The sequence below is a fragment of the Streptomyces sp. NPDC047079 genome (assembly GCF_040643755.1).
Classification (GTDB): Bacteria; Actinomycetota; Actinomycetes; order Streptomycetales; family Streptomycetaceae; genus Streptomyces.
Window position 1 is genome coordinate 167,120 of record NZ_JBEYUZ010000001.1, and the last position, 21,510, is coordinate 188,629.

Annotated in this window: 18 protein-coding genes, 1 tRNA gene and 2 pseudogenes; 13 read left to right on the plus strand and 8 right to left on the minus strand. The window is 71.1% G+C overall.

Annotated elements, in window-relative coordinates; genetic code table 11:
- The first annotated feature begins 99 nt into the window (after positions 1-99).
- Positions 100-1,374 (plus strand): transcriptional regulator, encoded by a 1,275-nt coding sequence (locus ABZ823_RS00695; RefSeq protein ID WP_361652172.1) that lies wholly within the window; start codon positions 100-102, stop codon positions 1,372-1,374.
- Here ABZ823_RS00695 and ABZ823_RS00700 read toward each other — a convergent pair.
- The 4 genes from ABZ823_RS00700 to ABZ823_RS00715 all read right to left on the minus strand — a co-directional run bounded on the left by ABZ823_RS00700 (position 1,355) and on the right by ABZ823_RS00715 (position 8,355).
- Positions 1,355-2,017 carry an HAD family hydrolase gene (locus ABZ823_RS00700; protein ID WP_361652174.1) on the minus strand — a complete coding sequence of 221 codons (663 nt, stop codon included), beginning with the start codon at positions 2,015-2,017 and terminating at the stop codon, positions 1,355-1,357. The two genes, ABZ823_RS00695 and ABZ823_RS00700, sit on opposite strands and share 20 nt — an antisense overlap.
- A gap of 124 nt (positions 2,018-2,141) precedes the next feature.
- Complete coding sequence (locus ABZ823_RS00705; RefSeq protein ID WP_361652176.1) at positions 2,142-5,288, minus strand: DUF3427 domain-containing protein; 3,147 nt, start codon at positions 5,286-5,288, stop codon at positions 2,142-2,144.
- 164 nt (positions 5,289-5,452) lie between these two features.
- The gene (locus ABZ823_RS00710) at positions 5,453-6,469 is read right to left on the minus strand and encodes a hypothetical protein (protein WP_361652178.1); all 1,017 of its coding nucleotides are present in this window, start codon (positions 6,467-6,469) and stop codon (positions 5,453-5,455) included.
- 497 nt (positions 6,470-6,966) lie between these two features.
- Complete coding sequence (locus ABZ823_RS00715; RefSeq protein WP_361652180.1) at positions 6,967-8,355, minus strand: MFS transporter; 1,389 nt, start codon at positions 8,353-8,355, stop codon at positions 6,967-6,969.
- Here ABZ823_RS00715 and ABZ823_RS00720 point away from each other — a divergent pair.
- Positions 8,336-8,497 carry a hypothetical protein gene (locus ABZ823_RS00720; RefSeq protein ID WP_361652861.1) on the plus strand — a complete coding sequence of 54 codons (162 nt, stop codon included), beginning with the start codon at positions 8,336-8,338 and terminating at the stop codon, positions 8,495-8,497. The genes ABZ823_RS00715 and ABZ823_RS00720 overlap by 20 nt on opposite strands.
- A 214-nt stretch (positions 8,498-8,711) precedes the next feature.
- Positions 8,712-9,569 (plus strand): fumarylacetoacetate hydrolase family protein, encoded by an 858-nt coding sequence (locus tag ABZ823_RS00725; RefSeq protein WP_361652182.1) that lies wholly within the window; start codon positions 8,712-8,714, stop codon positions 9,567-9,569.
- A 135-nt stretch (positions 9,570-9,704) separates the two neighbouring features.
- Here ABZ823_RS00725 and ABZ823_RS00730 read toward each other — a convergent pair whose 3' ends face one another.
- The gene (locus ABZ823_RS00730) at positions 9,705-10,178 is read right to left on the minus strand and encodes a heme-degrading domain-containing protein (RefSeq protein WP_361652184.1); all 474 of its coding nucleotides are present in this window, start codon (positions 10,176-10,178) and stop codon (positions 9,705-9,707) included.
- Positions 10,175-11,260 carry a Gfo/Idh/MocA family oxidoreductase gene (locus ABZ823_RS00735; protein WP_361652186.1) on the minus strand — a complete coding sequence of 362 codons (1,086 nt, stop codon included), beginning with the start codon at positions 11,258-11,260 and terminating at the stop codon, positions 10,175-10,177. Before ABZ823_RS00735 ends, ABZ823_RS00730 begins: the two co-directional genes overlap by 4 nt.
- Between ABZ823_RS00735 and ABZ823_RS00740 the strand changes: the two genes are divergently transcribed.
- From ABZ823_RS00740 to ABZ823_RS00780, 9 genes and pseudogenes are all read left to right on the plus strand, one after another.
- Positions 11,250-12,731: an ROK family protein gene (locus ABZ823_RS00740; protein WP_361652188.1), complete on the plus strand. Its 1,482-nt coding sequence runs from the start codon at positions 11,250-11,252 to the stop codon at positions 12,729-12,731. The genes ABZ823_RS00735 and ABZ823_RS00740 overlap by 11 nt on opposite strands.
- 134 nt (positions 12,732-12,865) lie before the next feature.
- Entirely contained in the window at positions 12,866-13,867 is a 1,002-nt protein-coding gene (locus tag ABZ823_RS00745) for a hypothetical protein (protein WP_361652190.1), read from the plus strand.
- A 59-nt stretch (positions 13,868-13,926) separates the two neighbouring features.
- Complete coding sequence (locus tag ABZ823_RS00750) at positions 13,927-14,682, plus strand: GntR family transcriptional regulator (RefSeq protein ID WP_361652192.1); 756 nt, start codon at positions 13,927-13,929, stop codon at positions 14,680-14,682.
- Positions 14,683-14,822: 140 nt separating this feature from the next.
- Positions 14,823-15,944, plus strand: coding sequence for a TIGR03364 family FAD-dependent oxidoreductase (locus ABZ823_RS00755; RefSeq protein ID WP_361652194.1), 1,122 nt, complete (start codon positions 14,823-14,825; stop codon positions 15,942-15,944).
- Between the two features lie 8 nt (positions 15,945-15,952).
- Positions 15,953-16,645 (plus strand): phosphonatase-like hydrolase, encoded by a 693-nt coding sequence (locus ABZ823_RS00760; RefSeq protein ID WP_361652196.1) that lies wholly within the window; start codon positions 15,953-15,955, stop codon positions 16,643-16,645.
- Positions 16,642-17,175 (plus strand): annotated as a pseudogene (locus tag ABZ823_RS00765) (ATP-binding cassette domain-containing protein); the annotation flags it as partial. The gene ABZ823_RS00760 and the pseudogene ABZ823_RS00765, both read left to right, overlap by 4 nt.
- Positions 17,176-17,251: 76 nt before the next feature.
- Positions 17,252-18,031, plus strand: coding sequence for an HAD-IIA family hydrolase (locus tag ABZ823_RS00770; RefSeq protein ID WP_361652198.1), 780 nt, complete (start codon positions 17,252-17,254; stop codon positions 18,029-18,031).
- 153 nt (positions 18,032-18,184) lie between these two features.
- Complete coding sequence (locus tag ABZ823_RS00775) at positions 18,185-18,829, plus strand: hypothetical protein (RefSeq protein WP_361652200.1); 645 nt, start codon at positions 18,185-18,187, stop codon at positions 18,827-18,829.
- 45 nt (positions 18,830-18,874) lie between these two features.
- Positions 18,875-19,498 (plus strand): class F sortase, encoded by a 624-nt coding sequence (locus tag ABZ823_RS00780; RefSeq protein ID WP_361652819.1) that lies wholly within the window; start codon positions 18,875-18,877, stop codon positions 19,496-19,498.
- A gap of 189 nt (positions 19,499-19,687) precedes the next feature.
- Here ABZ823_RS00780 and ABZ823_RS00785 read toward each other — a convergent pair.
- Positions 19,688-19,918 (minus strand): annotated as a pseudogene (locus tag ABZ823_RS00785) (GntR family transcriptional regulator); the annotation flags it as partial.
- 41 nt (positions 19,919-19,959) lie between these two features.
- Positions 19,960-20,033, minus strand: a tRNA-Lys gene (locus ABZ823_RS00790).
- A 217-nt stretch (positions 20,034-20,250) separates the two neighbouring features.
- On the opposite strand from ABZ823_RS00790, the gene ABZ823_RS00795 reads away from it, so the two are divergent.
- Positions 20,251-21,465 carry a peptidoglycan-binding protein gene (locus ABZ823_RS00795; RefSeq protein ID WP_361652202.1) on the plus strand — a complete coding sequence of 405 codons (1,215 nt, stop codon included), beginning with the start codon at positions 20,251-20,253 and terminating at the stop codon, positions 21,463-21,465.
- Positions 21,466-21,510 lie beyond the last annotated feature (45 nt).

A 21,510-nucleotide genomic window follows, 5' to 3' on the forward strand; every position in this document is an offset into this window, starting at 1 on the left:
GCGCAGATGGGACCTTGGGTAGGCCTTAGGAGTGAAAACCTGCCCGGAAGGGGACCTGCTGTGGGACTGTTGCAGCAGCCGCCAGCAGGAGGTGTCCAAGTGTCCAGGTCCGCAGGCAACGTCCGACTCAAGGCCGCTCGCGTAGCCGCCGGGTTCAACTCACAGCAGGACTTGGCCGACGCTCTCACCAGGCACGCCGAGACCATGGGGATGCGCGGCCTGTCGATCGGGGTGCGACAGGTTCGCCGCTGGGAGTCGGAGAATCCGCCGTGGCCGCAGCCCGATTGCCAAAGAGTGCTTGCGCACCTGCTGGGTCAGAGCCTGGAAGCGCTGGGTTTCACTCCTCCGTGGAGCACCGATGGCCCCGGCCCCGAACGCACTCGACGCACAACTGCGGCCGGCGGAGCGACCGTCATGGGCCTGTCGGTGACAACCGGACGAACGGTCGCGGTGCCACAACCCGCCACTGCTGGCGCGGACTTCCAAGCTGTGACCCGATCCCATCGTCGGCTCTACTGGTCCGTCGCCCCGGCCAAGCTGCACCCGCCCGTGGTTGCACACGCGGCGCTGGGATGCGCGCTGCTCCCGGAGACGACGGACTCGACGCGCAGGGCGATCGCCGCCGCACTGGCCGAGACCTACCTCCTTGCGGGCCGGATCGAATTCTTCGATCTCCGGGAACCGAGCGTTGCGAACAACACTCTCGTTCTGGCGCTGCAAGCCGCAGGCGAGGCCGACGACTCGCTGCTCGGCTCGGCGATCATCGCGCACATGGGTTTTGTGCCGGGCTGGGTGGCCGACCGAGACGGAGTTCAGGAGCGCATGACAGCAGCCCGGACATACGCGCGCCGCGCCCCCGCTTCCGCCGAGTTCCTGGCATGGCTCGACGCAGTGGAGGCCGAGTGTGAAACCCGATGCGGCAACGCCCGCACCGCGCTGCACCTGATCGGCCATGCGGAGGACATCCTGGAAGCCGGTAACGATCACTCCTCGCCGGAGTGGATGGACTGGTTCTCCCCGGCCCGTTTGGCGGCCTTCAAGGGAAACACGCAGATGATCGCGGGCCACCTCCCGCAGGCCCGCGAGACCTTGCTCGAAGCGCTGGCCTCGATGACCTCTGCCGAAGGCAAACAGCGCACGGTCGTGTATGGCGACCTGGCCGCTGTCGAGGCGGCCTCCGGAAACCCGGAGCAGGCATGCGAGTACGCTGGTCGGGCTCTCGACCAACTTGCGGTGACCTGGTACGCCACGGGCATGGACCGAGTACGAGAGGTCCGCCGCGCGCTCGCTCCCCATCAGCGCGAACGTTGCGTCCGCGACCTCGACGACCGACTGTACGACTGGTCGACGACTCTCAGCGCACTGAGCCGTTGAATCGGCCGATCCGGTCGGACAGCTCGAGCAGGCTCTCCACACGGAAGGTCGGCAGCTCCCTGGCTTCGGCGCTGTTCCACTGAATCGTCGCCCAGGGCCCGCGATGCACGAGCGCGGTGTACATTCCCGCCCGACCGGCCGGCCGAACGTCGTTGTCGCACCGATCCCCGACGTAGAGGATCTCGTCCACGTCGAAGGGAGCGGCTTCCGCGACCTGCTTGAAGAACTCCGGGTCGGGCTTGCTAGCCCCCCAGTCGTCCGACGTACCGATCAGATCGACGTCCCTCGAGAAAAGCTCCCGCAGGATCCGCCCAGATCGCACGGTCTGATTACCGGCGATGCCGAGCCACAGCCCGTCAGCCCGGAGCTGAGCGAGCGCCGGCCGCACATCCGCGTACAGATCCTCCTCGCCGAACGTCTCGGCCTGCCCGGCAGCGGCCCGCTTCTCGCGCTCCTCGTGGAGATCGAACCCAGGCCGGAAATCCTGGAAGGTCTCGCGGTAGTCCCGCCCCTGGGCGATGACCGCCCCGAACATCGCGTGAAAGGTGTGGCGCGGCACTGCCAGCCAGTCGGCCCAGGTCCCGTACTCACGGGTCTCGTCGACCAGGCACTCACCGACGTCGAAGACGACTGCGCGAATCATGCAGGCAGGGTACCCGGGGGCGCCAGTGTGAGTTGGCCCTCTCGGTTCCCGCTGGTGGGGGACAGCTCGGTCAGTGCGGACTCAGTGGCGGTGCCGGCGTGCCACGAACCCGCGACAGCGGACGTCAGCCGGCGGCGATGGCCGAGTACGTCCACACATCGGCCGGAAGCTCGTGCTGGAGTTCCCAGGTGATCGCCATCGGCTTGCTGCCGGTGTGCGTCTTGTAGGTGGCAGGTCCCAGGAGGATCCAGGGTTCGGACTTGCCGATGTTGTTGTTCTTGTAGCGGCGCAGGAAGAGCAGAACATGGCTGCCCTCCTTGGCATGGTTCTGGTAGCGCAAGCCTGTTGGGGAGTTCTCGGGCGTCGTCCCCTGCGACTCCCAGTGGAACCGGGTTGGGCTCAGTGCGTAGTCCTTGTAGCGGACACTGGGTGAGAAGTCCCGCTCGCTCTTCTCCAGAGTGATGAGAAGGGCGTCGGTCTTGATTTCCTCGACCCAGGTCACTCCTTGACTGAAGACGCCGGGCATCTGTCCGCCCAACCGGGCCACACCGAGGGCCGCGAGGATCTCTGAGCGGTTGTAGGCACTGTGGATCTTCAGCGGGAGGTGGCTTAGCGGCCCGTCCAGGGGGATGGGGTAGTGGTCGGTCCGGTCGAGGACATAGGACAGAACCTGCTGCAATTCATCGCGGAACGCATGCTGGACGCCAAGGGATTTGAGGCCTTCGCGGTAACTGGAGAACCCGCCCGCCTTGTCCCACAGGTTGAAGAACAACATGCGGGCATATACCTGATCGGTGAGGGAGAGTGCGTCATAGTCGGGGGCGTCGTCCGCGAGAAGGCGTAGGTAGGCGTCGGCTCGCTCGGGGTCGTCCACGTGAAGGAAGGCGTGGACACGCTTGAGGAGTTCCTCCTCACCCGGCACTTCGGCCTCTTTGACCAGCCCAGCTCTGCGCAGGACTGCTGTCCAGGAGTTCTTGCTCTTGTAGAGCTCCTTGATCTCCCGTCTGCTCTCGCGCAGATAGGCAGCGAGCCGGGGCGTGCGGTAGCTCCTGACTTCCTTCGCCAGCGTGTTGATCGTGGCGTTGAGTTGCGTCCGAATGTTGTCGAGGACGAGGTCCTTCGACTTGCCTTCCAAGAGAATCTGGCAGCCGGATGGCAGTTGGGGGAAGCCGCGCTCGATGGCATCGACCAGGCGGTTGCGGGAGAGGTTGGTCAGGGCGCGGAACTGCTCCTCGAAGCGGAACTCCGCCCGGTGCTGGCCGATGAAGTCCAGCACCGTCAGGACCGGCTTGCTCTGTGTACGGCGCAGGCCACGTCCCAACTGCTGAAGGAAGATGGTCGCGCTGTTCGTGGGCCGCAGGAGGAGCAGGGTGTCGACATCCGGGATATCCAGGCCCTCGTTGAACAGATCTACCGAGAAGATCACCTGGATCCGGCCGGCCCTTAGGTCGTTCAGCGTTCGTTCACGTTCGGCCGGGGGCGAGTCGCTGTCGAGCGAGGCGGCCTGGAACCCCGCCTCCCGAAAGCGGTCTGCCATGAAGTGCGCGTGCTTCTTGGTCACACAGAAGCCCAGGGCGCGCATGGCAGCCGGGTTGGAGATCTTGTCCTTGACCTGCTTGATGACGATGAGAGCCCGTGCGTGGCTGGCCGTGTAGAGGTTGCCGAGCTCATCTCGATCGTATGAGCCTGCGCGCCAATTGAGCTGAGACAGGTCGGTGCCGTCTGGAACTCCGAAGTAGTGGAAAGGGCAGAGCAGGTCGTTTTCCAGGGCCTCCCAGAGCCGCATCTCCGCAGCGATCCGACCGCCGAAGAACTCGTCCTGCACATTGTGCCCGTCCATCCTCTCCGGTGTCGCGGTGAGGCCGAGCAGCTCGGTCGGTGTGAAGTGCTCAAGGACGCGGCGGTACGTGTTCGCCGTGGCGTGGTGGAACTCGTCGATGACGATGACGTCGAAGTGGCGCGGATCGAACTGCTCCAGCCGCCGAAGGTTGAGGGACTGGACGCTGGCGAAGACATGCGTCCACTCCTGGGGTTCCTGCCCGTTGTAGAGCAGCTCACCGAAGGAGGCGTCGCCGAGTACCTCCTGATATTTCCGCAAGGACTGCCTCAGGATCTCTTTGCGGTGTGCCACGAAGAGCAGCCGGGGGAGCTCTCCACCGCGCTGGTCCCGCAGAGAGCGATAGTCCAGGGCCGCCATGACGGTCTTACCGGTGCCGGTCGCCGCGACGAGCAGGTTCTCGTGATGGCCGCGGATCTCACGCTCGACTCGCAGACGCTCCAGCATGTCCCGTTGGTGTGGGAACGGTTGGACTTCGAGCCCGGACAAATTGATCTTAAGCTCGTCCCCCGCCCCCTTGCCGCCCGCCTGGGCCAACGCGTCAGCCAGCCGGTTCCCGTCGGTCTCCGGGTTATACGACTCGAAGGCGGCGTCATCCCAGTACGCGTCGAACGTCGCCTCGAACTTATCGATCACCCTAGGCGTGGCGACGGACGACAGCCGTACGTTCCACTCCAGACCATCGAGCAGCGCGGCCTTCGACAGGTTGGAGCTGCCTACGTAGGCCGTGTCGAAGCCGGTCTTGCGGCGGAACAGCCAAGCCTTCGCGTGCAGACGGGTTGACCGGATCTCGTAGTTGATCTTTACCTCGGCGTCGAACTCCCGGACCAGGCGGTCCAAGGCATACCGATCAGTGGCGCCGATGTAGGTGGTGGTGATCACTCGGATGCGGACGCCACGCATCTTCGCCGCGCGCAGCGAGTCCTCAAGCACCCGTATGCCATGCCACTTCACAAACGCGCACAGCAGGTCGATGCTGTCAGCCGTGGCGAGCTCGGCACGCAACTCGGCACCGAGGTTAGGGTCGTCCGGCGCGTTGGTGATCAACGCCGTTTCCGAGAGCGGCGTTAGAGGGCGGATCGCATAGGCACCAGGTGCTTCTTGCTCGGCGAGAGCGAGCAGTTGCCGTGGTCCGTCGACGATGGAGCCAAGGGTTTCGTCCGCATCCGGGTCGGGTGCGCTGGCAGCCAGCGACCGCATGATCTGGTTGGCGGCGGCCACCTGGTCCCTGTGCGGCATTTGACTCAGTCGACGCCTCACCGCCTCACCGATGTGCCGGGCCAGCACATGAGGGGCCGAATCTTTACTGACCTCGGCGTCGATGGCCTTCCAGCCCGAGGCTTCGAGCCCCTCTATCCGATGGCGCAGGTTCTCCGTGAGGAGCTGCTCGTAGACGCCCGCGACTGGCTGCGTCACATCCCCCGATTCCGTCACGACTGCTCCTTCGATCCCTCGCGGGCTCTCGCGTACGATCTCGCGCGCCGATAGGGATCTGTTCTAACAGCAGTCACTGGCAATCGAGTGTCCGATGACGAAAAATGATCACTTCCGGACAGCCGTCGGCTTGAGGGGTGAAGTAGTCGCGCGGTCGCCGTGGCCTACACCCCTACGCCGTGACACCCCTCATAAGCCCGTCCCGCCCCGCACCAGCACACCCCGCCCCGCTCCGGCGGCCAAACCACCGCCCGCCCCCGTGCCGCCAGAGTCGTCGCGTACTGGGGGAGCAGGGACGTGTCCTCCGGGGACGTGCCCTCTGAGGCTGCGAAGGCCTCGTAGGACGGGACCGTGCCGGTCACGATGCCCAGGTTCGGGGTGCCGGAGGAGGCCAGCTCCCTCAGTGAGGCCTCTATGGTCGCCAGGTGCTCCTCGTGGGAGGAGTACTCGGTGGCCAGCGACGGGTACGCGGACACCAGCTCGTGCAGTTCGGGTGCCGGCCAGTGCAGGACCGCGACCGGGAACGGGCGGGACAGGGCCTCCCGATAGGCGCCCAGTTCCGCTCGCAGGCGGCTGATCTCGGCCTGGAGCTCGGCAGGGTTGTCCGACCCCAGGGACCAGACGCGCTTCGGGTCGTGGAGCTCGTCCAGGGTCACCGGGGAGGAGTGGAGGGTGTCGGCCAAGGTGTCCCACTCGTCGTGGGCCGCGCCCAGCATGCGGCGGACCCGGTGGCGGCCGTAGAGAAGCGGGTGGGTGGACTGCGGGGGCTCCGCGGTGTCGCCGAGCAGGAGCCGCAGCCCCTCCGTGAACGTCTCCTCCGCCGCCTCCAGCTCGTCGTGCGACTCCAGCGACTCCGCGACGATCAGCCAGGGTGCCGGGTGGCGAGGGGCGGACGCGCGAATCCCGTCGATGATCGCCCGGGCCTCCGCCTCGTGGTCGTACTCCCACAGGTTCGACGCCTTCAGGGCGCGGACCAGCTGGGGGTTCTCCAGGGGCTCGGAGGACGACAGCAGGCGGTCGTACAGCGCGGTCGCGCCGGCGCGGTCACCGGCCAGTTCCCGATGGGCGGCGGCCTGCAACAGCAGGTGTTCCGCGTCCTCGGGATACAGCCCGGCAGTCCGCTCCAGGCGTGCTGCTTCGGCGTTGTGGTCGACGTTCTCGGCAGGCGTGTCGGGGCGCATGGGGGACACCGTACTGCCGCCGACCGACAAACGAGAGAGATTCGCAGGCCGGGGGCGGTACGGGGTGGGCCGACCGCAGCCCGGCCGCAGCGAGGGCACACCACCGTCGTCGACCACGGCGCGGCACCGCAGCGAACGGACCGGCCAACGGGGCAGTCCCACGTCCGATGCGTTCCTCATGTCTTGCTCAGAACCTTCGGAGGCAAGGCCGCCCGGCAGTACGGTGCCGGGAGCCGTACCCCGAACACGACCGGTACGGCTGGGAGTCGGGGGAGACCAGGGGGAGACCGGTCATGACCTTTACGCGTACGGCCACTGCTGCGCGCCCGCGGGCCTGGACCGTCGCGGGCGCGTGCCCATGGTGGCGCTGCTGCTCGCCGCGTGCGCCGCGTCCGAACGCCATGCGACCGGTGTGCTCTCCCGGGTCGTCAGGGAGGTCTGAGGTGTCTCGCAGAGCCTTCGGGGGCACGGCATCGGCCGGGTGACCGGCCGGTGCCTCAGGCGTCCCGGTCCCGGAGCGCCATGACACCGGCCGCGCCCACCAGGGCCAGGGCCGCCGAGACGATCAGGGCGATGTTCGCGCCATGCGCGGGAGCGCCGCCCGAGGTCACCAGGGCGATGGTGAGGGCCACGCCCGCGCAGGAGCCGGTGTAGCGGAAGGTCTGCTGGGCGCCCGAGCCCATCGCCGCCCGTGCGGTGGGCACCGACTCCACGGCGACCAGCGGGAGCGCGGCGTTGAGCAGACCGCTGCCGACGCCGCCGATCACCAGGCCGGGCAGCAGCCGAGTCCAGGAGTGGGCGCCGATCGCGCCGAGCATGGTCAGGACGCCGACGGTGTGCAGCGCGAAACCTAGGGCCAGTTGGTGGCGGGCCGAGACGCGGCCCGCCAGCCGCTTCGCCTGGAGCGCGACCGCGAAGGACAGCCCGGACCAGAGCAGGAACAGCCATGCCGTGTTGATCGGGCTGAGACCCAGCGTCCGCTGGAGCAGGGCCGGCAGGAAGCTGAACAGGCCGATCACGGCGAGGCCCGTGAACAGTCCGGCCGCCGAGGAGCCGAGGAAGCGCCGGCGGCGCAGCAGGGCCAGGTCGATCATCGGGGTGCGGGCGCGGTGCTCGATCAGGCCGAAGGCCAGGACCAGGAGCACGGCCGTCGCGAACAGCAGCAGCACCGGTGCCCTCAGCCAGCCGTCCCGGCCGAGAGTCAGCGCGGCCACCAGGGAGACGAGGGCGGCGCTGAAGACGGCCGCTCCCACGAGGTCGGGCCGGCCGGCCCGGGGTGCGCGGGACTCCGGAAGGGTGCGGGCCGACAGGGCCGCGATGACGAGCGCGGCGGCGCCGAGGATGCCGTAGGAGGCCCGCCAGGTGGGCATCGCCCCGGCGATCAGGGGGCCCGCCGCGATGCCGCCGCTGACGAACGCGCCCCATACGCCGGTCGCGTGCAGCCGGCCGCGCGCGCTCGGGTAGGCGTGCACCAGCAGGCCGAGGCTGCTGGCGAGGATGGCCGCGCTCGCCGCGCCCTGGGTGATGCGTGCCAGCGTGAACAGCCAGGTGGAGGTGGTGAGGGCGCCGAGTGCGGCGGTCAGGCCGAGGGCGGCCGTTCCGGCCACGAAGATCCGTCGGCGGCCGTAGTCGTCGGCGAGGGTGCCGGCCACCAGGAGCAGCGCGGCCAGGCCGAGCGGTGTGCCGTTGAGCAGCCAGGCCTGGGCGGAGAGCGGGGTGTGCAGGGCGGCGACGGTGTCGGGGAGCGTGACCACCAGTGCGGTGTAGTTGATCAGCGCCACGGCGGTGGCCGCGCTGGTCAGGGCGAGGGTGGGGGCGGCCCGTGGGGTCTCGGCGGCCGCGGGGGCGCTGACGGGGGTGGTCGCGGTGGTTTCCAGCTGGGACATGGCCTGCGCGGTCACCAAGGCGATGCCGTTCCTCTCCTTCTTCACCCTGGTCACCGTGGCGGTGGTGCCGCTGGCCGCCGCGCTGTACGTGGTCACCAGTACGACGTGGAGCGCGGTCGAACGGGTGGTGCTCTACCGCTGAGCGCGACGGCGACCCGGTCCCGGCGACGGTCCGGGGGGCCGTCCGGGAGGCGGATACGGCGGTCGGGTGCGGGTGGCCGGTCCAGTCCGTGAACGGGGTATTGCGGACCGGACGTTGAGCTTGGAGGATCGACCAGTCCTCCGATGGCTGCGCCCCGTCCGCACTCCGGCCGCACCCATCGGCCGGGCTGCCGCGATCGAGGGAGATTGTGACCATGAAGCTGCTGCGAGTCGGTACCGCGGGAGGGGAGCGGCCGGCGCTGCTCGACGCCGAGGGGACCCTGCGGGACCTGTCGGGTCTCGTCGCGGACATCGACGGGCCGCTGCTCGCCGACGACGCGGCGCTCGGCCGGATCCGCGCCGCCGCCGCGTCGGGCGAGCTGCCGGAACTGGACGCCGACGGACTGCGCATCGGGCCGCCGCTCGCCCGCATCGGCAAGATCGTCTGCATCGGTCTGAACTACCACGACCATGCCCGCGAGACCGGTGCCGAGCCGCCCGCAGAGCCGGTGATCTTCTTCAAGGCGGCGGACACGGTGGTCGGGCCGCACGACACCGTGCTCGTGCCGCGCGGGTCCGCCAAGACCGACTGGGAGGTCGAACTCGCCGTCGTCATCGGGCGGACGGCCCGCTACCTGGAGTCGCGCGAGGAGGCGCTCGCGCACGTCGCCGGGTACGCGGTGGCGCACGATGTCTCCGAGCGCGAGTTCCAGATCGAGCGCGGTGGGACGTGGGACAAGGGCAAGAACTGCGAGACGTTCAATCCGCTGGGACCCTGGCTGGTGACCGCGGACGAGGTGCCCGATCCCCAGAACCTCCGTCTGAGGCTCTGGGTCAACGGGGAGCTGAAGCAGGACGGGACCACCGCGGAGCAGATCTTCCCCGTCGCCGAAGTGGTGCGGTACGTCAGCCGGTTCATGACGCTGTACCCGGGGGACGTCATCAACACCGGTACCCCGGCGGGGGTGGCCCTGGGGCGGCCCGAGCCCAAGCCGTATCTCCGGGCCGGGGACGTGGTGGAGCTGGAGATCGACGGCCTGGGGCGGCAGCGGCAGGAGTTGAAGGACGCGTAGCCGCGGCGGCAGGAGTGGAGGGACGCGTAGCCGCCGCGCCGGGAGGACCGGGGAATGGCGGGAGTTCGGCGGCTGTGGTGTCCGTGGTCGCTCGCGCCCACGTGGCGGAGCCGCACGATCTCCCGCCCCGGACCCCTATCGGGACGCCTTGAACCTCTCCAGGGCTTCGACCACCAACGCGTGGTCCTCCAGCTGCGGCAGGCCCGACACCACCACCGTGCCGATCACGCCCGCGCCCTCGACCGCGATCGGGAACGCGCCGCCGTGGGCCGCGTACACATCGGGGTCGAGGCGGGAGGACTCCTCGAACGTCGTGCCCTTGGCGCGGAAGCGGGTGCCGACCAGCAGGGAGGAGCAGCCGTAGCGCTCGACCACGCGGCGCTTGCGGTCGATCCAGGCGTCGTTGTCCGGCGTGGAGCCCGGCAGCGCAGCGTGGAAGAGCTGCTGGCCGCCGCGGCGGATGTCGATCGCGACGGGCGCGCTACGGGCCCGCGCCAGCTCCACCAGCAGCGTGCCGAGGGCCCACGCGTCGTCGTACGTGAAATGATGGAGCGTCAGCTCCCGCTCCTGCGACTCGAGTTCGGGGATCTCCGGGGCCCTGGTCGTCACAGCGCCACCGCCACACCCTCGCGGGCCGAGCGCCGGGCCGCCTCGAGGACATCGAGGGCCGCGGCGGCCTCGTGCGCCGTGACCGGATTCGGACCTCCCTCGCGCAGGGACCTCGCTACGGCCGCGTAGTACGCCGGGTAGTCGCCGGGAAGGCTCGGTACGGGGCGGCCGCCGCCGGTCAGCGGGGACTCCCCGGCGCCGATGCGGGCCCACAGGGACTCGGGCTCCTGGCCCCAGTCCGGCCCGGGGCGCAGGCCCTCGCGCAGGGCCGCCTCCTGCGGATCCAGGCCGTACTTCACAAAGCCCGCCTCGGAGCCGAGGACGCGGAAGCGCGGGCCGAGCTGGGCCGCCGTCGCGGAGACGTACAGGTGGGAGCGGACACCACTGGTGTGCGTGAGCGCGATGAACGTGTCGTCGTCCGCCTCCGCGCCGGGGCGGCGGACGTCCGACTCGGCGTACACGGAGGCGCCGGGGCCGAAGAGGACGAGCGCTTGGTCGACGACATGACTACCCAGGTCGTAGAGCAGACCTCCGATCTCTGCGGGGTCGCCGGACTCGCGCCATCCGCCCTTGGGCCGCGGGCGCCAGCGCTCGAAGCGGGACTCGAAGCGCCAGACGTCGCCCAGTTCGCCCTCGTCCATCAGCTTGCGCAGGGTCAGGAAGTCGTTGTCCCAGCGCCGGTTCTGGAAGACGGAGAGCAGCAGACCGCGGTCCTCGGCGAGGGCCGCCAGCTCGCGTGCCTCGGCCGCCGTACCCGCGATCGGCTTGTCGACCACGACCGGCAGTCCCGCCTCCAGGGCGGCCGTCGCGATCGGCACGTGTGTCTTGTTCGGGGACGCGACGACGATCAGGTCGAGTTCCCCGGCCCGGGCCCACAACTCGTCCACGGAGGCGGCGATGCGCACGTCCGGGTACTCGGCGCGCACCTCCTTCTGCCGCTCGGGGTTCGAGGTGACCACCGTGTCGAGGGCCAGGCCCTCGGTGGCGGCGATCAGCGGGGCGTGGAAGACGGAGCCCGCGAGGCCGAAGCCGATGAGGCCCACACGGAGGGGGGTGTCAGTACCAGGGGCTGTGGCAGTCATGGCTCTACTTTCGCAACGCTGTTGCCAAAGTGCAAGCGCGAGGGAGAATGGCAGGGTGGACAGGACGTATGCGGGACCGGGCGGAGGCAGGCGTGGGGTCGGGGGAACAGTGGCGGGCGGAGTGAACCTGCTGGGGCTGCGCAGCCACAACGCGGCGCTTGTGCTGGATCTGCTGCGCACGGCGGGGGAGGCCGGGATCAGCCGGCTGGAAGTGGCGGAGCGGACCGGGCTGACCCCCCAGGCCGTCAGCAAGATCACCGCCCGGCTGCGCGCGGACGGCCTCGCGGTGGAGGCGGGCCGCCGCGCCTCCACGGGCGGCAAACCGCGAACGGTGCTGCGGCTGGTGCCGGGGGCCGGGCACGCGGTGGGACTGCACCTCGACCGGGACGAACTGAGGGCCGTGCTCTGCGACTTGACGGGCGCGGTGGTCGCCGAGCGGCGCGCAGCGCTGGACCTGGGCGCCGGCGCGGATGCCGTGGTGGAAGGGGCTGCCCGGGAGGTGGAAGCCCTGCTGGCCGGGGCGACGGAGAGGCGGCGGGGGGACGCGGGGACGCGGACCGCACACGGGGAGACGCGTACCGCGTACGAGGAGACGTGCTCGGCATACTCGGCATACGGGGAGATGCGTACGGCATCCGCGGAGACGGGGCAGACGCCCGGCGCGGACGGCGAACCCTCGGCGGCCCCCGGACCACGGCCCGCCGGCGACCCGGCGGACGCCGAACCCCGGCCCGTCGGCGACCCGGTGGCCCCCGGTGCCCCATCGGCACCCCCCATCCCGAACCTCCCCGTCCCCCTCCCGGTCCTCGGCGTCGGTGTCGCGCTCCCCGGCCCCCTCGACCATCTGCACGGTGTGCTGCACCGGGTCACCGGGTTCCCCGAGTGGGACGGGTTTCCGCTGCGGGAGGCGCTGGCGCGGCGGCTCGGGATGCCCGTGGTCGTCGACAAGGACACGAACGCCGCGGCGCTCGGGCTCGCCCTGGGCGGGGCGGCCGAGGGCGCCTACGCGTCGTTCGCCTATCTGCACCTCGGGACCGGACTCGGTGCAGGACTCGTCATCGGCGGGGCCGTGCACAGGGGCGCGCGGACCGGGGCCGGGGAGTTCGGGCACCAGGTCATCCAGCTGGACGGGCCGCCCTGCGACTGCGGCGACCGGGGCTGCATCGAGGCGCTGTGCCTGGCCGCGGTCGCCCGCGGTGACATGGCCGAGGCGGCGCGGGTCCTCGGCGCGGGCGCCGCGAACCTGGCCGGGCTGCTCGACATCGACCAGGTGCTCCTCGGAGGCCGAACCGTCGCCGCGCACCCCGAGCCCTTCGTGCGGGGAGTGGGCGCGGTCCTCGACGCACGAGCCCGGCGCGAGGGCTCGACCGCGGGCGTCCCGGTGCGTGTCGCCCCGGGCGGGGCGCGCGGGGTGGCGGAGGGTGCGGCCCAATTGCTGCTCGCGCCGCTGTTCGGGCGAGCGGAAGGCTGAGACGAGCCAAAGGGGTGGGCACCCGCCACAAGGGTGAGCCCACTGCGCTGACCGGGGGGACTTACGCCCGCCGAGCGCCGCTCCCCAGGCGTGGCGCACCCCGGAGAGCACCCCCCATGGAAGCTCATATGTTCATGCGACTGTCTCGACCTTCCCGACTGTCTCTGTTCCTGCCCTGCGCGCTCGCCGCCGTCCTCCTCCTCAGGCAGGCGCCTGCTGCCGCGCTCGTCGCCGACGCGCGCCCCGGCTGCTCCAGCGAAGCCGCTGACGCCTTCCCCCTCACCACCCGCATCCACGGCGGGCCCGGCAGCTACAAGCCCGGTGACGCCGACGACACCTGGTTCATCGACATCCAGAACACCACCGACCGGTCCTGCAAGAACGTCCACCCGGCGGTCGTCCTGGTCGACTCCCGGCGCAAGCTGAGGGATGCCGAGCCCAAGCTGGACTTCTACGGGGGCGACCGCTGGCACCCGGTCACCTTCACGCACACCGACCGGGAGGAGTTGGTCGGCGCCTTCGACGACGGCTTCCCCGGCTTCACGGTGGCCCCTCACCGGACGCTCACCGTGAAGGTGCGGTTCTCACTCACCGCGAGGGCCCAACCGAACGACGTCCGGGCGAAGGCAGCGATCCTGCGGAAGATCGACAACGCCGGCGACTGGGTCGGCGAGTCGGACGACTACTGGTTCCAGATCGACTCGGGGGGCGCCCCCGCCGCCGAACACACGGGCAAGGCTGCCGAGAGGCCGGGCAAGGCGACCGAGAAGCCGGACAAGGCCGCGTCCCCGTCCGGCAAGGCCGCGTCCCCGTCCGGCAAGGCGTCCGAACCGGGCAAGGACGCGTCGCCGTCGGGCAAGGCTGCCGAGAAGCCGGGCAAGGCTGCCGAGGAGCCGGACAAGGCGGCCGCTCCGGGCGAGGATGCGGAGCAGTCGGACAAGGGGCACTCGCCGGCGCTGAATGGGACGGCGGCCAAGTCCCCTTCCTCGCGTCCGGCGCCCACCGCCGAGGCGCTGGCCGTCGCCACGCCGCAACCGTCGCGCGACCTCGTCAAGTTCGTCGGCGGGCTGGCGATGGCCGCGGTCGGCCTGCTCGTCGCCGGAGGGTCCCTCGTGATGGCCCGCAGACGCCACTGACACAGCCCGCCCGCCGCCCGCCTTCCGGGGCCCTGGGTCCGGTCTGCGACGATCTGCCCGTGGACTACCCGAACGACCAGGACCCCGGCGCCCCCGTCCGCTCCGGCGTTCCCGAGCACGGCCGCATTCCCAAGTACTACGCGGTGAAGGCGCAAATCGCCGCGCTCGTGGCGGAGTTGGGCGAGGGCGGGCTGCTGCCCACCGAACGCGACCTGTCCGACCGCTACGACGTGGCCCGCGAGACCGTGCGGCAGGCGCTGCGCGACCTGCTCCTGGAGGGCAGGCTGCGCCGGCAGGGGCGGGGCACGGTGGTCGCCGGACCCAAGCTGGAGCAGCCGCTGTCCCTGGCCAGCTACACCGAGGGTGTGCGCAGACAGGGCCGGACCCCGGGCCGAAGCCTCACCACCCTGGACCGCTTCCCCTGCAACGACGCCCTGGCCGCCGAGACCGGTCTCACCCGCGGTGAACCGGTCTGGCACATGGAGCGCCTGCTCCTCGCCGACGACGAGCGGGTCGGTCTGGAGAGCACCTATGTGGCGGTGGCGCGGGTCCCGCGGCTCGACACCGACTTCGACCCCGACTCCTCCTTCTACGGCTACCTCCATGAGCAGGGCATCGCTTTCGGGGACGCGGACGAGCGCATCGAGACCGTGCTCGCCACCCCGCGGGAGGCCCTGCTCATCGGTACGCCGCCGGCGCTGCCGATGCTGCTGATCCACCGTGTCTCGCGGGACATGGAGGGGCGGCCGCTGGAGCGGGTGCGGACGCTGTTCCGGGGGGACCGGTTCTCCTTCACCACCCGTCTGGGCGGCTGAGAAGGGCGACGGCGGGCCTTCGGGTCCAGCCCTTTTCATAACGGAAAGATAACGGGTCTAGCCCAAACCTGAAGGGCGGTTCACGATCTGGATGCCGACCGGATCCTTCCGGTTTCCCCGTCCCAAGGAGCGTGGCCGTTGTGAGAGTGACAGTCGTCGGAGGCGGCGTGGTGGGCACCATGCACGCCTGGCAAGCGGTGGAACGCGGCCATGAGGTCGTACAGATCGAACGGGAGGCCGAGGCCCGGGGCGCCTCGCTGCGCAACTTCGGGCAGATCTGGGTGAGCGGCCGCGCGGGCGGCGAGGAGCTGGGGACCGCCCTGCGGGCACGGGAGCTCTGGGAGCGGATCGGCGCCCTCGTGCCGGCGCTGGGCTTCCGCGCCAACGGGTCGCTGACACCCGTCCGCAACGACCTCGAACGGGCCGTCGCCGAGGCCGCCCTGGCCAGGCCGGACGCGGCCGCCCGCGGCTACAAGCTGCTCACCGCGGCCGAGGCGCGCGCGGTGAACCCCGCCCTGCGCGGTACGTACGAGTCCGCCCTGTACTGCGAACGGGACGCGGCCGTCGAGCCCCGCACCGCCCAGCTCGCCCTGCGCGAACAGCTGTCGAAGTCCCCGAACTACACCTTCCTGCCCGGACGCGAGGTCCGCGAGGTCACCGGGCCCGGCACGGTCCGCGACGACCACGGCGACGTGCACCGCGCGGACGCGGTCGTGCTGTGCACGGGCGCCTGGCTCGGCGGACTGGTGAGGGAGCTCGCCCCCGATCTGCCCGTGCGCCGCGTACGGCTCCAGATGATGCAGACCGACCCGCTCGGCGAACCCCTGCCCACCTCGGTCGCCGACGCCGACAGCTTCCGCTACTACCCGGCCTACGGCGGGCAGGCCCTCGACCACCTGGAAGCCGGGCAGCCGCAGGCCCCGGTCGCGGCCGCGCACCGGATGCAGCTGCTGATGGTGCAGCGCGCGGACGGCGGGCTGACCATCGGCGACACCCACGAGTACGAGCACCCGTTCGCCTTCGACACGCTCGAGGACCCCTACGAGCATCTGGCGGAGGTCGTCGAGGGATTCCTCGGCCGGCCGCTGCCGAGAATCCGCCGTCGCTGGGCCGGGGTGTACGCGCAGTGCACCGACACCCGGCGCGTCGTGCACCGGCAGCAGGTGGGCGAGGGAGCGTGGCTGGTCACCGGGCCCGGCGGGCGCGGCATGACCTGCGCACCCGCGATCGCCGAGAAGACCGCGAACGAACTGGGCTGGTGAATCACCTGATGACCGACATACGTCTCCTCGTGCTCGACATGGCCGGGACCACCGTCGCCGACGGCGGGCTCGTCGAGCGGGCCTTCGCCGCGGCCGCCGCCGAACTGGGCGTGGAGCCCGGCTCCGCCGACCACGCCGAGAAGCTGGCCTATGTACGGGCCACCATGGGCGAGTCCAAGATCTCCGTCTTCCGGCACCTGTTCGGCGAGGAGAGCCTCGCCGAGCGCGCCAACTCCGCGTTCGAGAAGGCCTACGCCGAACTGGTCGACGGCGGACACGTCACCGAGATCCCCGGGGCCCGGGCGGCCGTCGAGGAACTCCGGGCCGACGGGCGGACGGTCGTGCTCACCACCGGGTTCGCCCGCGTCACCCAGGACGCGATCCTCGACACCCTCGGCTGGCGGGAGCTGGTCCCGCTCACCCTGTGCCCGGCGGACGCGGGAGGCCGGGGGCGCCCCTACCCGGACATGGTGCTGACGGCCTTCCTGCGCACCGGCGCCGCCGACGACGTACGCCAGGTCGCGGTCGTCGGCGACACCTCCTACGACATGCTCAGCGGGGTGCGCGCCGGGGCGGGCCTGGTGGGCGGGGTGCTCACCGGCGCCCACCAGGAAGCGGCGCTGCGCACCGCCGGGGCCACCCATGTGCTCGGCTCCGTGGTCGAACTCCCCGCGCTCGTGAGGGGGGTCGACCCCGCATGACCGGCATCCGCTTCGACCGGGTGTCGGTCGCGTACGACGGGACCACCGTCCTGGACGCGCTCGACCTCAGCGTCGAACCCGGCGAGGTGATGGCGCTGCTCGGGCCCTCCGGTTCCGGGAAGACGACCGCGCTGCGGGCCGTCGCCGGGTTCGTACGCCCGGCCTCCGGACGGGTGTTCGTCGGCGAACGCGACGTCACCGGGCTGGCCCCGCACCAGCGCGGCATAGGGATGGTCGTCCAGCAGTACGCGCTCTTTCCGCACATGCGGGTGGCGGACAACGTGGCCTTCGGGCTCAGGGCGCGCAAGGTGCCCCGGCGCGAGATCCCCGCACGGGTCGCCGAAGCGCTGGAGATGACCGGGATGGGGGAGTACGGGCGCCGGTATCCGCGCGAGCTGTCCGGCGGCCAGCAGCAGCGGGTCGCGATCGCCCGGGCGCTCGCCGTACGCCCCGGTGTGCTCCTCCTGGACGAGCCGCTGTCCGCGCTGGACGCCCGGCTGCGCTCCGGAATGCTGGCCGAACTCGCCCGGCGAAGACTGGAAATCCGCCACGAACAGCTGATCGCTAGGCTGGACTCACGCAGCGACGTACGGCAGGAGATCGCACATGGCAGAGCGCAGGCCCATCGAGTCGTGGCTCACCGACATGGACGGTGTGCTCATCCACGAGGGCGTTCCGATCCCCGGTGCCGATGCCTTCCTGAAGAGGCTGCGTGAGTCCGGCAAGCCCTTCCTCGTGCTCACCAACAACTCCATCTACACTCCGCGCGATCTGCACGCCCGGCTGAGCCGTATGGGTCTGGACGTGCCGGTGGAGAACATCTGGACCTCGGCGCTGGCGACCGCCCAGTTCCTGGGCGACCAGCGGCCCGGCGGCTCGGCGTACGTCATCGGCGAGGCCGGGCTGACCACGGCACTCCACGACATCGGCTACATCCTGACCGACCAAGAGCCCGACTACGTCGTCCTCGGCGAGACCCGCACATACTCCTTCGAGGCCATGACCAAGGCGGTCCGGCTGATCCGGGCCGGGGCCCGTTTCATCTGCACCAACCCCGACGAGACCGGCCCGTCCCCCGAGGGGCCGCTGCCCGCCACGGGCGCGGTCGCCGCGCTGATCACCAAGGCGACCGGCAAGAAGCCGTACTTCGCGGGCAAGCCGAACCCGCTGATGATGCGGACCGGACTGAACACGCTGGGGGCGCACTCGGAGACCAGCGCGATGATCGGCGACCGGATGGACACCGATGTGCTGGCCGGCATGGAGGCCGGGATGCAGACGTTCCTGGTGCTCACCGGGCTGACCACGCCGGAGGACATCGACCTGTACCCCTACCGGCCCTCCCACGTGGTGAACTCCATCGCGGACGTCGTCGACCTCGTCTGACACCCCCGGCCGGAGCCCGGCGGCCGGGCGCGGGCGGGCGGCCCAGGGGCCCGTACGGCCCTGGCCCGCCCCCCCGTACGGAGTAGCCGAGGGTCCCGTCCGGATGCGCCGGAGTGTCGGAGATGTGAGCCTCCTGGTATCGGGAGGTTCACGATGGGTTCACTACGGCTCACTCTGTGTGCGGGGGCCGTTGTCGCGGCCGTCCTCGCGCCCACGGCATCCGCGGCGGACGCGCAGGGCGTCTTCCTGACCCCCGCGGCCCCCGCGCCCGGCACCGACGTCCGGCTGTCCGCGCGGGGCTGCGCCGGTGCGACCGGCAGCGCCGCGTCCGACGCGTTCGTCGCCGACGCGCGGCTCGTCGGGAGGGACGGGATGCTGACCGGCGGCACCCGGGTCCGCTCCACGGCGCGTCCGGGCCTGTACACGGTCACGGTCGGCTGCGACGGCCGGGAGGTCAAGGGCGTACTCACCGTCGGTGGACCGACACCGTCCACCCCGACCACCGCCCCGCCCGGCCCGGCCTCCCCGAGCGCCTCCGCCTCCCCTCGTGCCTCCCGCTCCTCCGCTGCCAGCGGCCCGGCGTCCCCCGCCGCCCGCGCCACCGCCGTACCGGCCGCGCCCTCCTCGCCGGTCGCGCCCGTGCACGCGGGCGGCGGCGCCACCGCGCGTCTGTCGTCCGACGACGCCCGCAACGCCGGACCGGACGCGCGGCAGGCGATCATCGGACTCGCTCTCGTGAGCGTCGCCGCCGTGGTGGTCATCGCGCGGAGCATCCGCCGGGGCCGTGGCAAGGAGTGAACCGTGTCCGGATATGAACGTTCCACCGGCACCGGCCGTCTGCTGATGGGCGTCGCCTGGGTGGTCCTGCTGCTCGGCCTGTGGATGTGGGGGCGCGAGGCCACCGATGTGCACCCGGGCGTCTCCGCGCCGACGACCGGGGACATGGCCGCCGCCGGCCGTCCCCCGGACACCGAACTGCCACCCCCGGTCGAGCCGGTGGGGAGGGCGGCGCCGCTGCGCGTCGACATCCCCGCCCTGGAGGTGCAGGCCCCGGTCGTGGCGCGAGGCCTGGATGCGCAGGGCGCGATCGACCCGCCGCCCTTCGACCAGCCGGGCGTGGCCGGGTGGTACGGGGCAGGAGTGACGCCCGGGGCCCTCGGGACGGCGCTGTTCGTCGGGCACGTCGACACCGAGACCGGGCCCGCCGTCTTCTACCGGCTGAGCAGTCTGCGGCAGGGCGCCAAGATACGGGTGGTGCGCGCCGACGGCCGGGTCGCCGAGTTCACCGTCGAGGGCGTCCAGGTCCTCGCCCGGGACCGGTTCGACGCCCACCAGGCGTACGGGACACGGCAGCCGGGCCGGGCGGAGCTGCGGCTGATCACCTGCGGCGGCACCTTCGACCGTGCTAGCCGTACCTACACCGCGAACGTGGTGGTGTCGGCGTATCTGACGGGCGTGACACGCTGAGGACCGACGTGCCTGGCCTGGCCGGCCGTCTGCGGCTGGTGTCACGCGACTGAGAGGCCGCCTCTCTCGTCCCGGACGGTCGGCAAGCGCAACCCGCCCGCTGCACGACTTGGGGGTGCCCCCCTGATGGAGGGCACCCCCAAGTGCGCGGAGGCAAGGGGACTTCGACCCTCGGCCGCGCCTTTCCCCGCCCCGGTGGTGTCCGGCGACCGTGCGAAAGGCGAGGCCCTCGATCATCGGGGCCAGTGACATCGGACCGACGTAGGTGCCGAAGCCCTGGCGGATCTCCACGATGCCCACCGCCTGGAGTGCCTTCAGGGCCTCGCGCACGGAGTTCCGGCCGGCGCCGAGCAGTGCCATCGGCTCGGGCTCGGTCGGCAGTACCTCGCCAGGGGGCAGCCGGCGGTGGTACGAGCGCATACGGAAGGGCCCCTCGCCGTGGCGAGGGGCCCTTCCGGTCGTGCGCCGCCAGGGACTCGAACCCCGGACCCGCTGATTAAGAGTCAGCTGCTCTAACCAACTGAGCTAGCGGCGCCTGCTGACCCGGGAACTCTACCCGATCCGGAAGGGTGCTCCCGACCGGGCCGGCCGGTCCGGGCCAGGGTCCGGGCTCCCCGTACCCCCGAGTGACGGGCTCCCGTGCATCTTTCGGGGCGTCACCAGGCGAGGCGACTGGACAGTTGGAAAGCTGACACATTTACATAAATAGGACAAATCACCAGGGTGCGGCCAGGGAGTGTGAGGGGAATCGCATGAAGACTCCGGCATTCGAGGAAATCGATCCCACAAGCGACTGCGACTGCCCCGGATGCGCACGCGAACGCCGTGCCGTCCACCCTTCCCGCCCCAGTGAGCCGGCGCTGCGCCCGGCGGCCCGAAGGGCCCTCGTGCTGGCCGCCGCCGCGGGCGCGGTGCTCGTCGGCCCGGGCCAGGCGGTTCCGGCCGTCGCGGCCACCCACGGCAACCCCTGGCCGATCATTCCCACGAGCGAGGAGCCACCGGCCACCCCGCAGGGCCGCACATCACCGCTGCACGGCTCCGGCGTGATGCCGAACGGGGTGATGACGCCCGCGACGACCCGGGCCCAGATCATCAACCGGGCCAAGAAGTGGGTCGCGGCCAAGGTCCCGTACAGCATGGACGACTACTGGTCGGACGGCTATCGGCAGGACTGCTCCGGCTTCGTCTCCATGGCCTGGAACCTCGGCAGCAACGAGTGGACGGGCAGCCTCGACCAGTTCGGCGTCCGCATCTCCAAGGAGGAGCTGCAACCCGGTGACATCCTCCTCTTCCACAACGTCGACAATCCGGAGAAGGGGTCGCACGTCGTCATCTTCGGCGGCTGGACCGACTACACGCACCGGAGGTACACGGCCTACGAGGAGACCCCGCCGCGCGCCCGCCGCAAGACCACCCCCTACGCCTACTCGTCCAACTCCAGCCGCTATGTGCCGTACCGCTACAAGGGCGTATCGGACGGCAAGGCCGCCACCGAGGGCGAGAACGCCCCGCTCCCGGCGGGCGGCGCACCCGTGCCGACGGTCGGCATCCCGGGTCTCGCCTCCGTCGGCAAGGGCCCCGGCAACACCTACGTCGCCGAGCTCGGCGGCCTGCTCGCCGCGCGCGGCCGGTCCCTTCCCCCCAGGGCCTCACTCGGCGGTCCTTCGGCGGCCTCGCCGGGGGCTCTCTCGAGGACACCCGCGGGCGCCTCCCCGTCCGGGATGCCCGCCTACCCGGGCCGGGGTGCCTTCCGGCCGGGCGCCACCGGTCCCCATGTCGCGCAGCTGGGACGGCAGCTGACCGAGAAGGGGTTCGGCAGGCACTACGCCGCCGGGCCGGGGCCGCGGTGGGGCGAGGCGGACCGGCGCAATGTCGAGGCCTTCCAGCGTGCCCAGGGCTGGCGCGGCAGCGCGGCCGACGGCTACCCGGGGCCGGAGACCTGGCGGCGGCTGTTCTCGACCCGGTGACCCCTTATCTCCCGTTGTATCCCGGCCCGGTCTCCCGGCCCCCTG

Coding starts and splice junctions, on each gene's coding strand:
- ABZ823_RS00745 (WP_361652190.1), top strand. CDS start 12,866: ATGCGACTGTCTCGACCTTCCCGACTGTCTCTGTTCCTGCCCTGCGCG.
- ABZ823_RS00780 (WP_361652819.1), top strand. CDS start 18,875: ATGGGCGTCGCCTGGGTGGTCCTGCTGCTCGGCCTGTGGATGTGGGGG.
- ABZ823_RS00775 (WP_361652200.1), top strand. CDS start 18,185: ATGGGTTCACTACGGCTCACTCTGTGTGCGGGGGCCGTTGTCGCGGCC.
- ABZ823_RS00735 (WP_361652186.1), bottom strand. CDS start 11,260: ATGACTGCCACAGCCCCTGGTACTGACACCCCCCTCCGTGTGGGCCTC.
- ABZ823_RS00715 (WP_361652180.1), bottom strand. CDS start 8,355: ATGTCCCAGCTGGAAACCACCGCGACCACCCCCGTCAGCGCCCCCGCG.
- ABZ823_RS00710 (WP_361652178.1), bottom strand. CDS start 6,469: ATGCGCCCCGACACGCCTGCCGAGAACGTCGACCACAACGCCGAAGCA.
- ABZ823_RS00725 (WP_361652182.1), top strand. CDS start 8,712: ATGAAGCTGCTGCGAGTCGGTACCGCGGGAGGGGAGCGGCCGGCGCTG.
- ABZ823_RS00700 (WP_361652174.1), bottom strand. CDS start 2,017: ATGATTCGCGCAGTCGTCTTCGACGTCGGTGAGTGCCTGGTCGACGAG.
- ABZ823_RS00760 (WP_361652196.1), top strand. CDS start 15,953: ATGACCGACATACGTCTCCTCGTGCTCGACATGGCCGGGACCACCGTC.
- ABZ823_RS00795 (WP_361652202.1), top strand. CDS start 20,251: ATGAAGACTCCGGCATTCGAGGAAATCGATCCCACAAGCGACTGCGAC.
- ABZ823_RS00770 (WP_361652198.1), top strand. CDS start 17,252: ATGGCAGAGCGCAGGCCCATCGAGTCGTGGCTCACCGACATGGACGGT.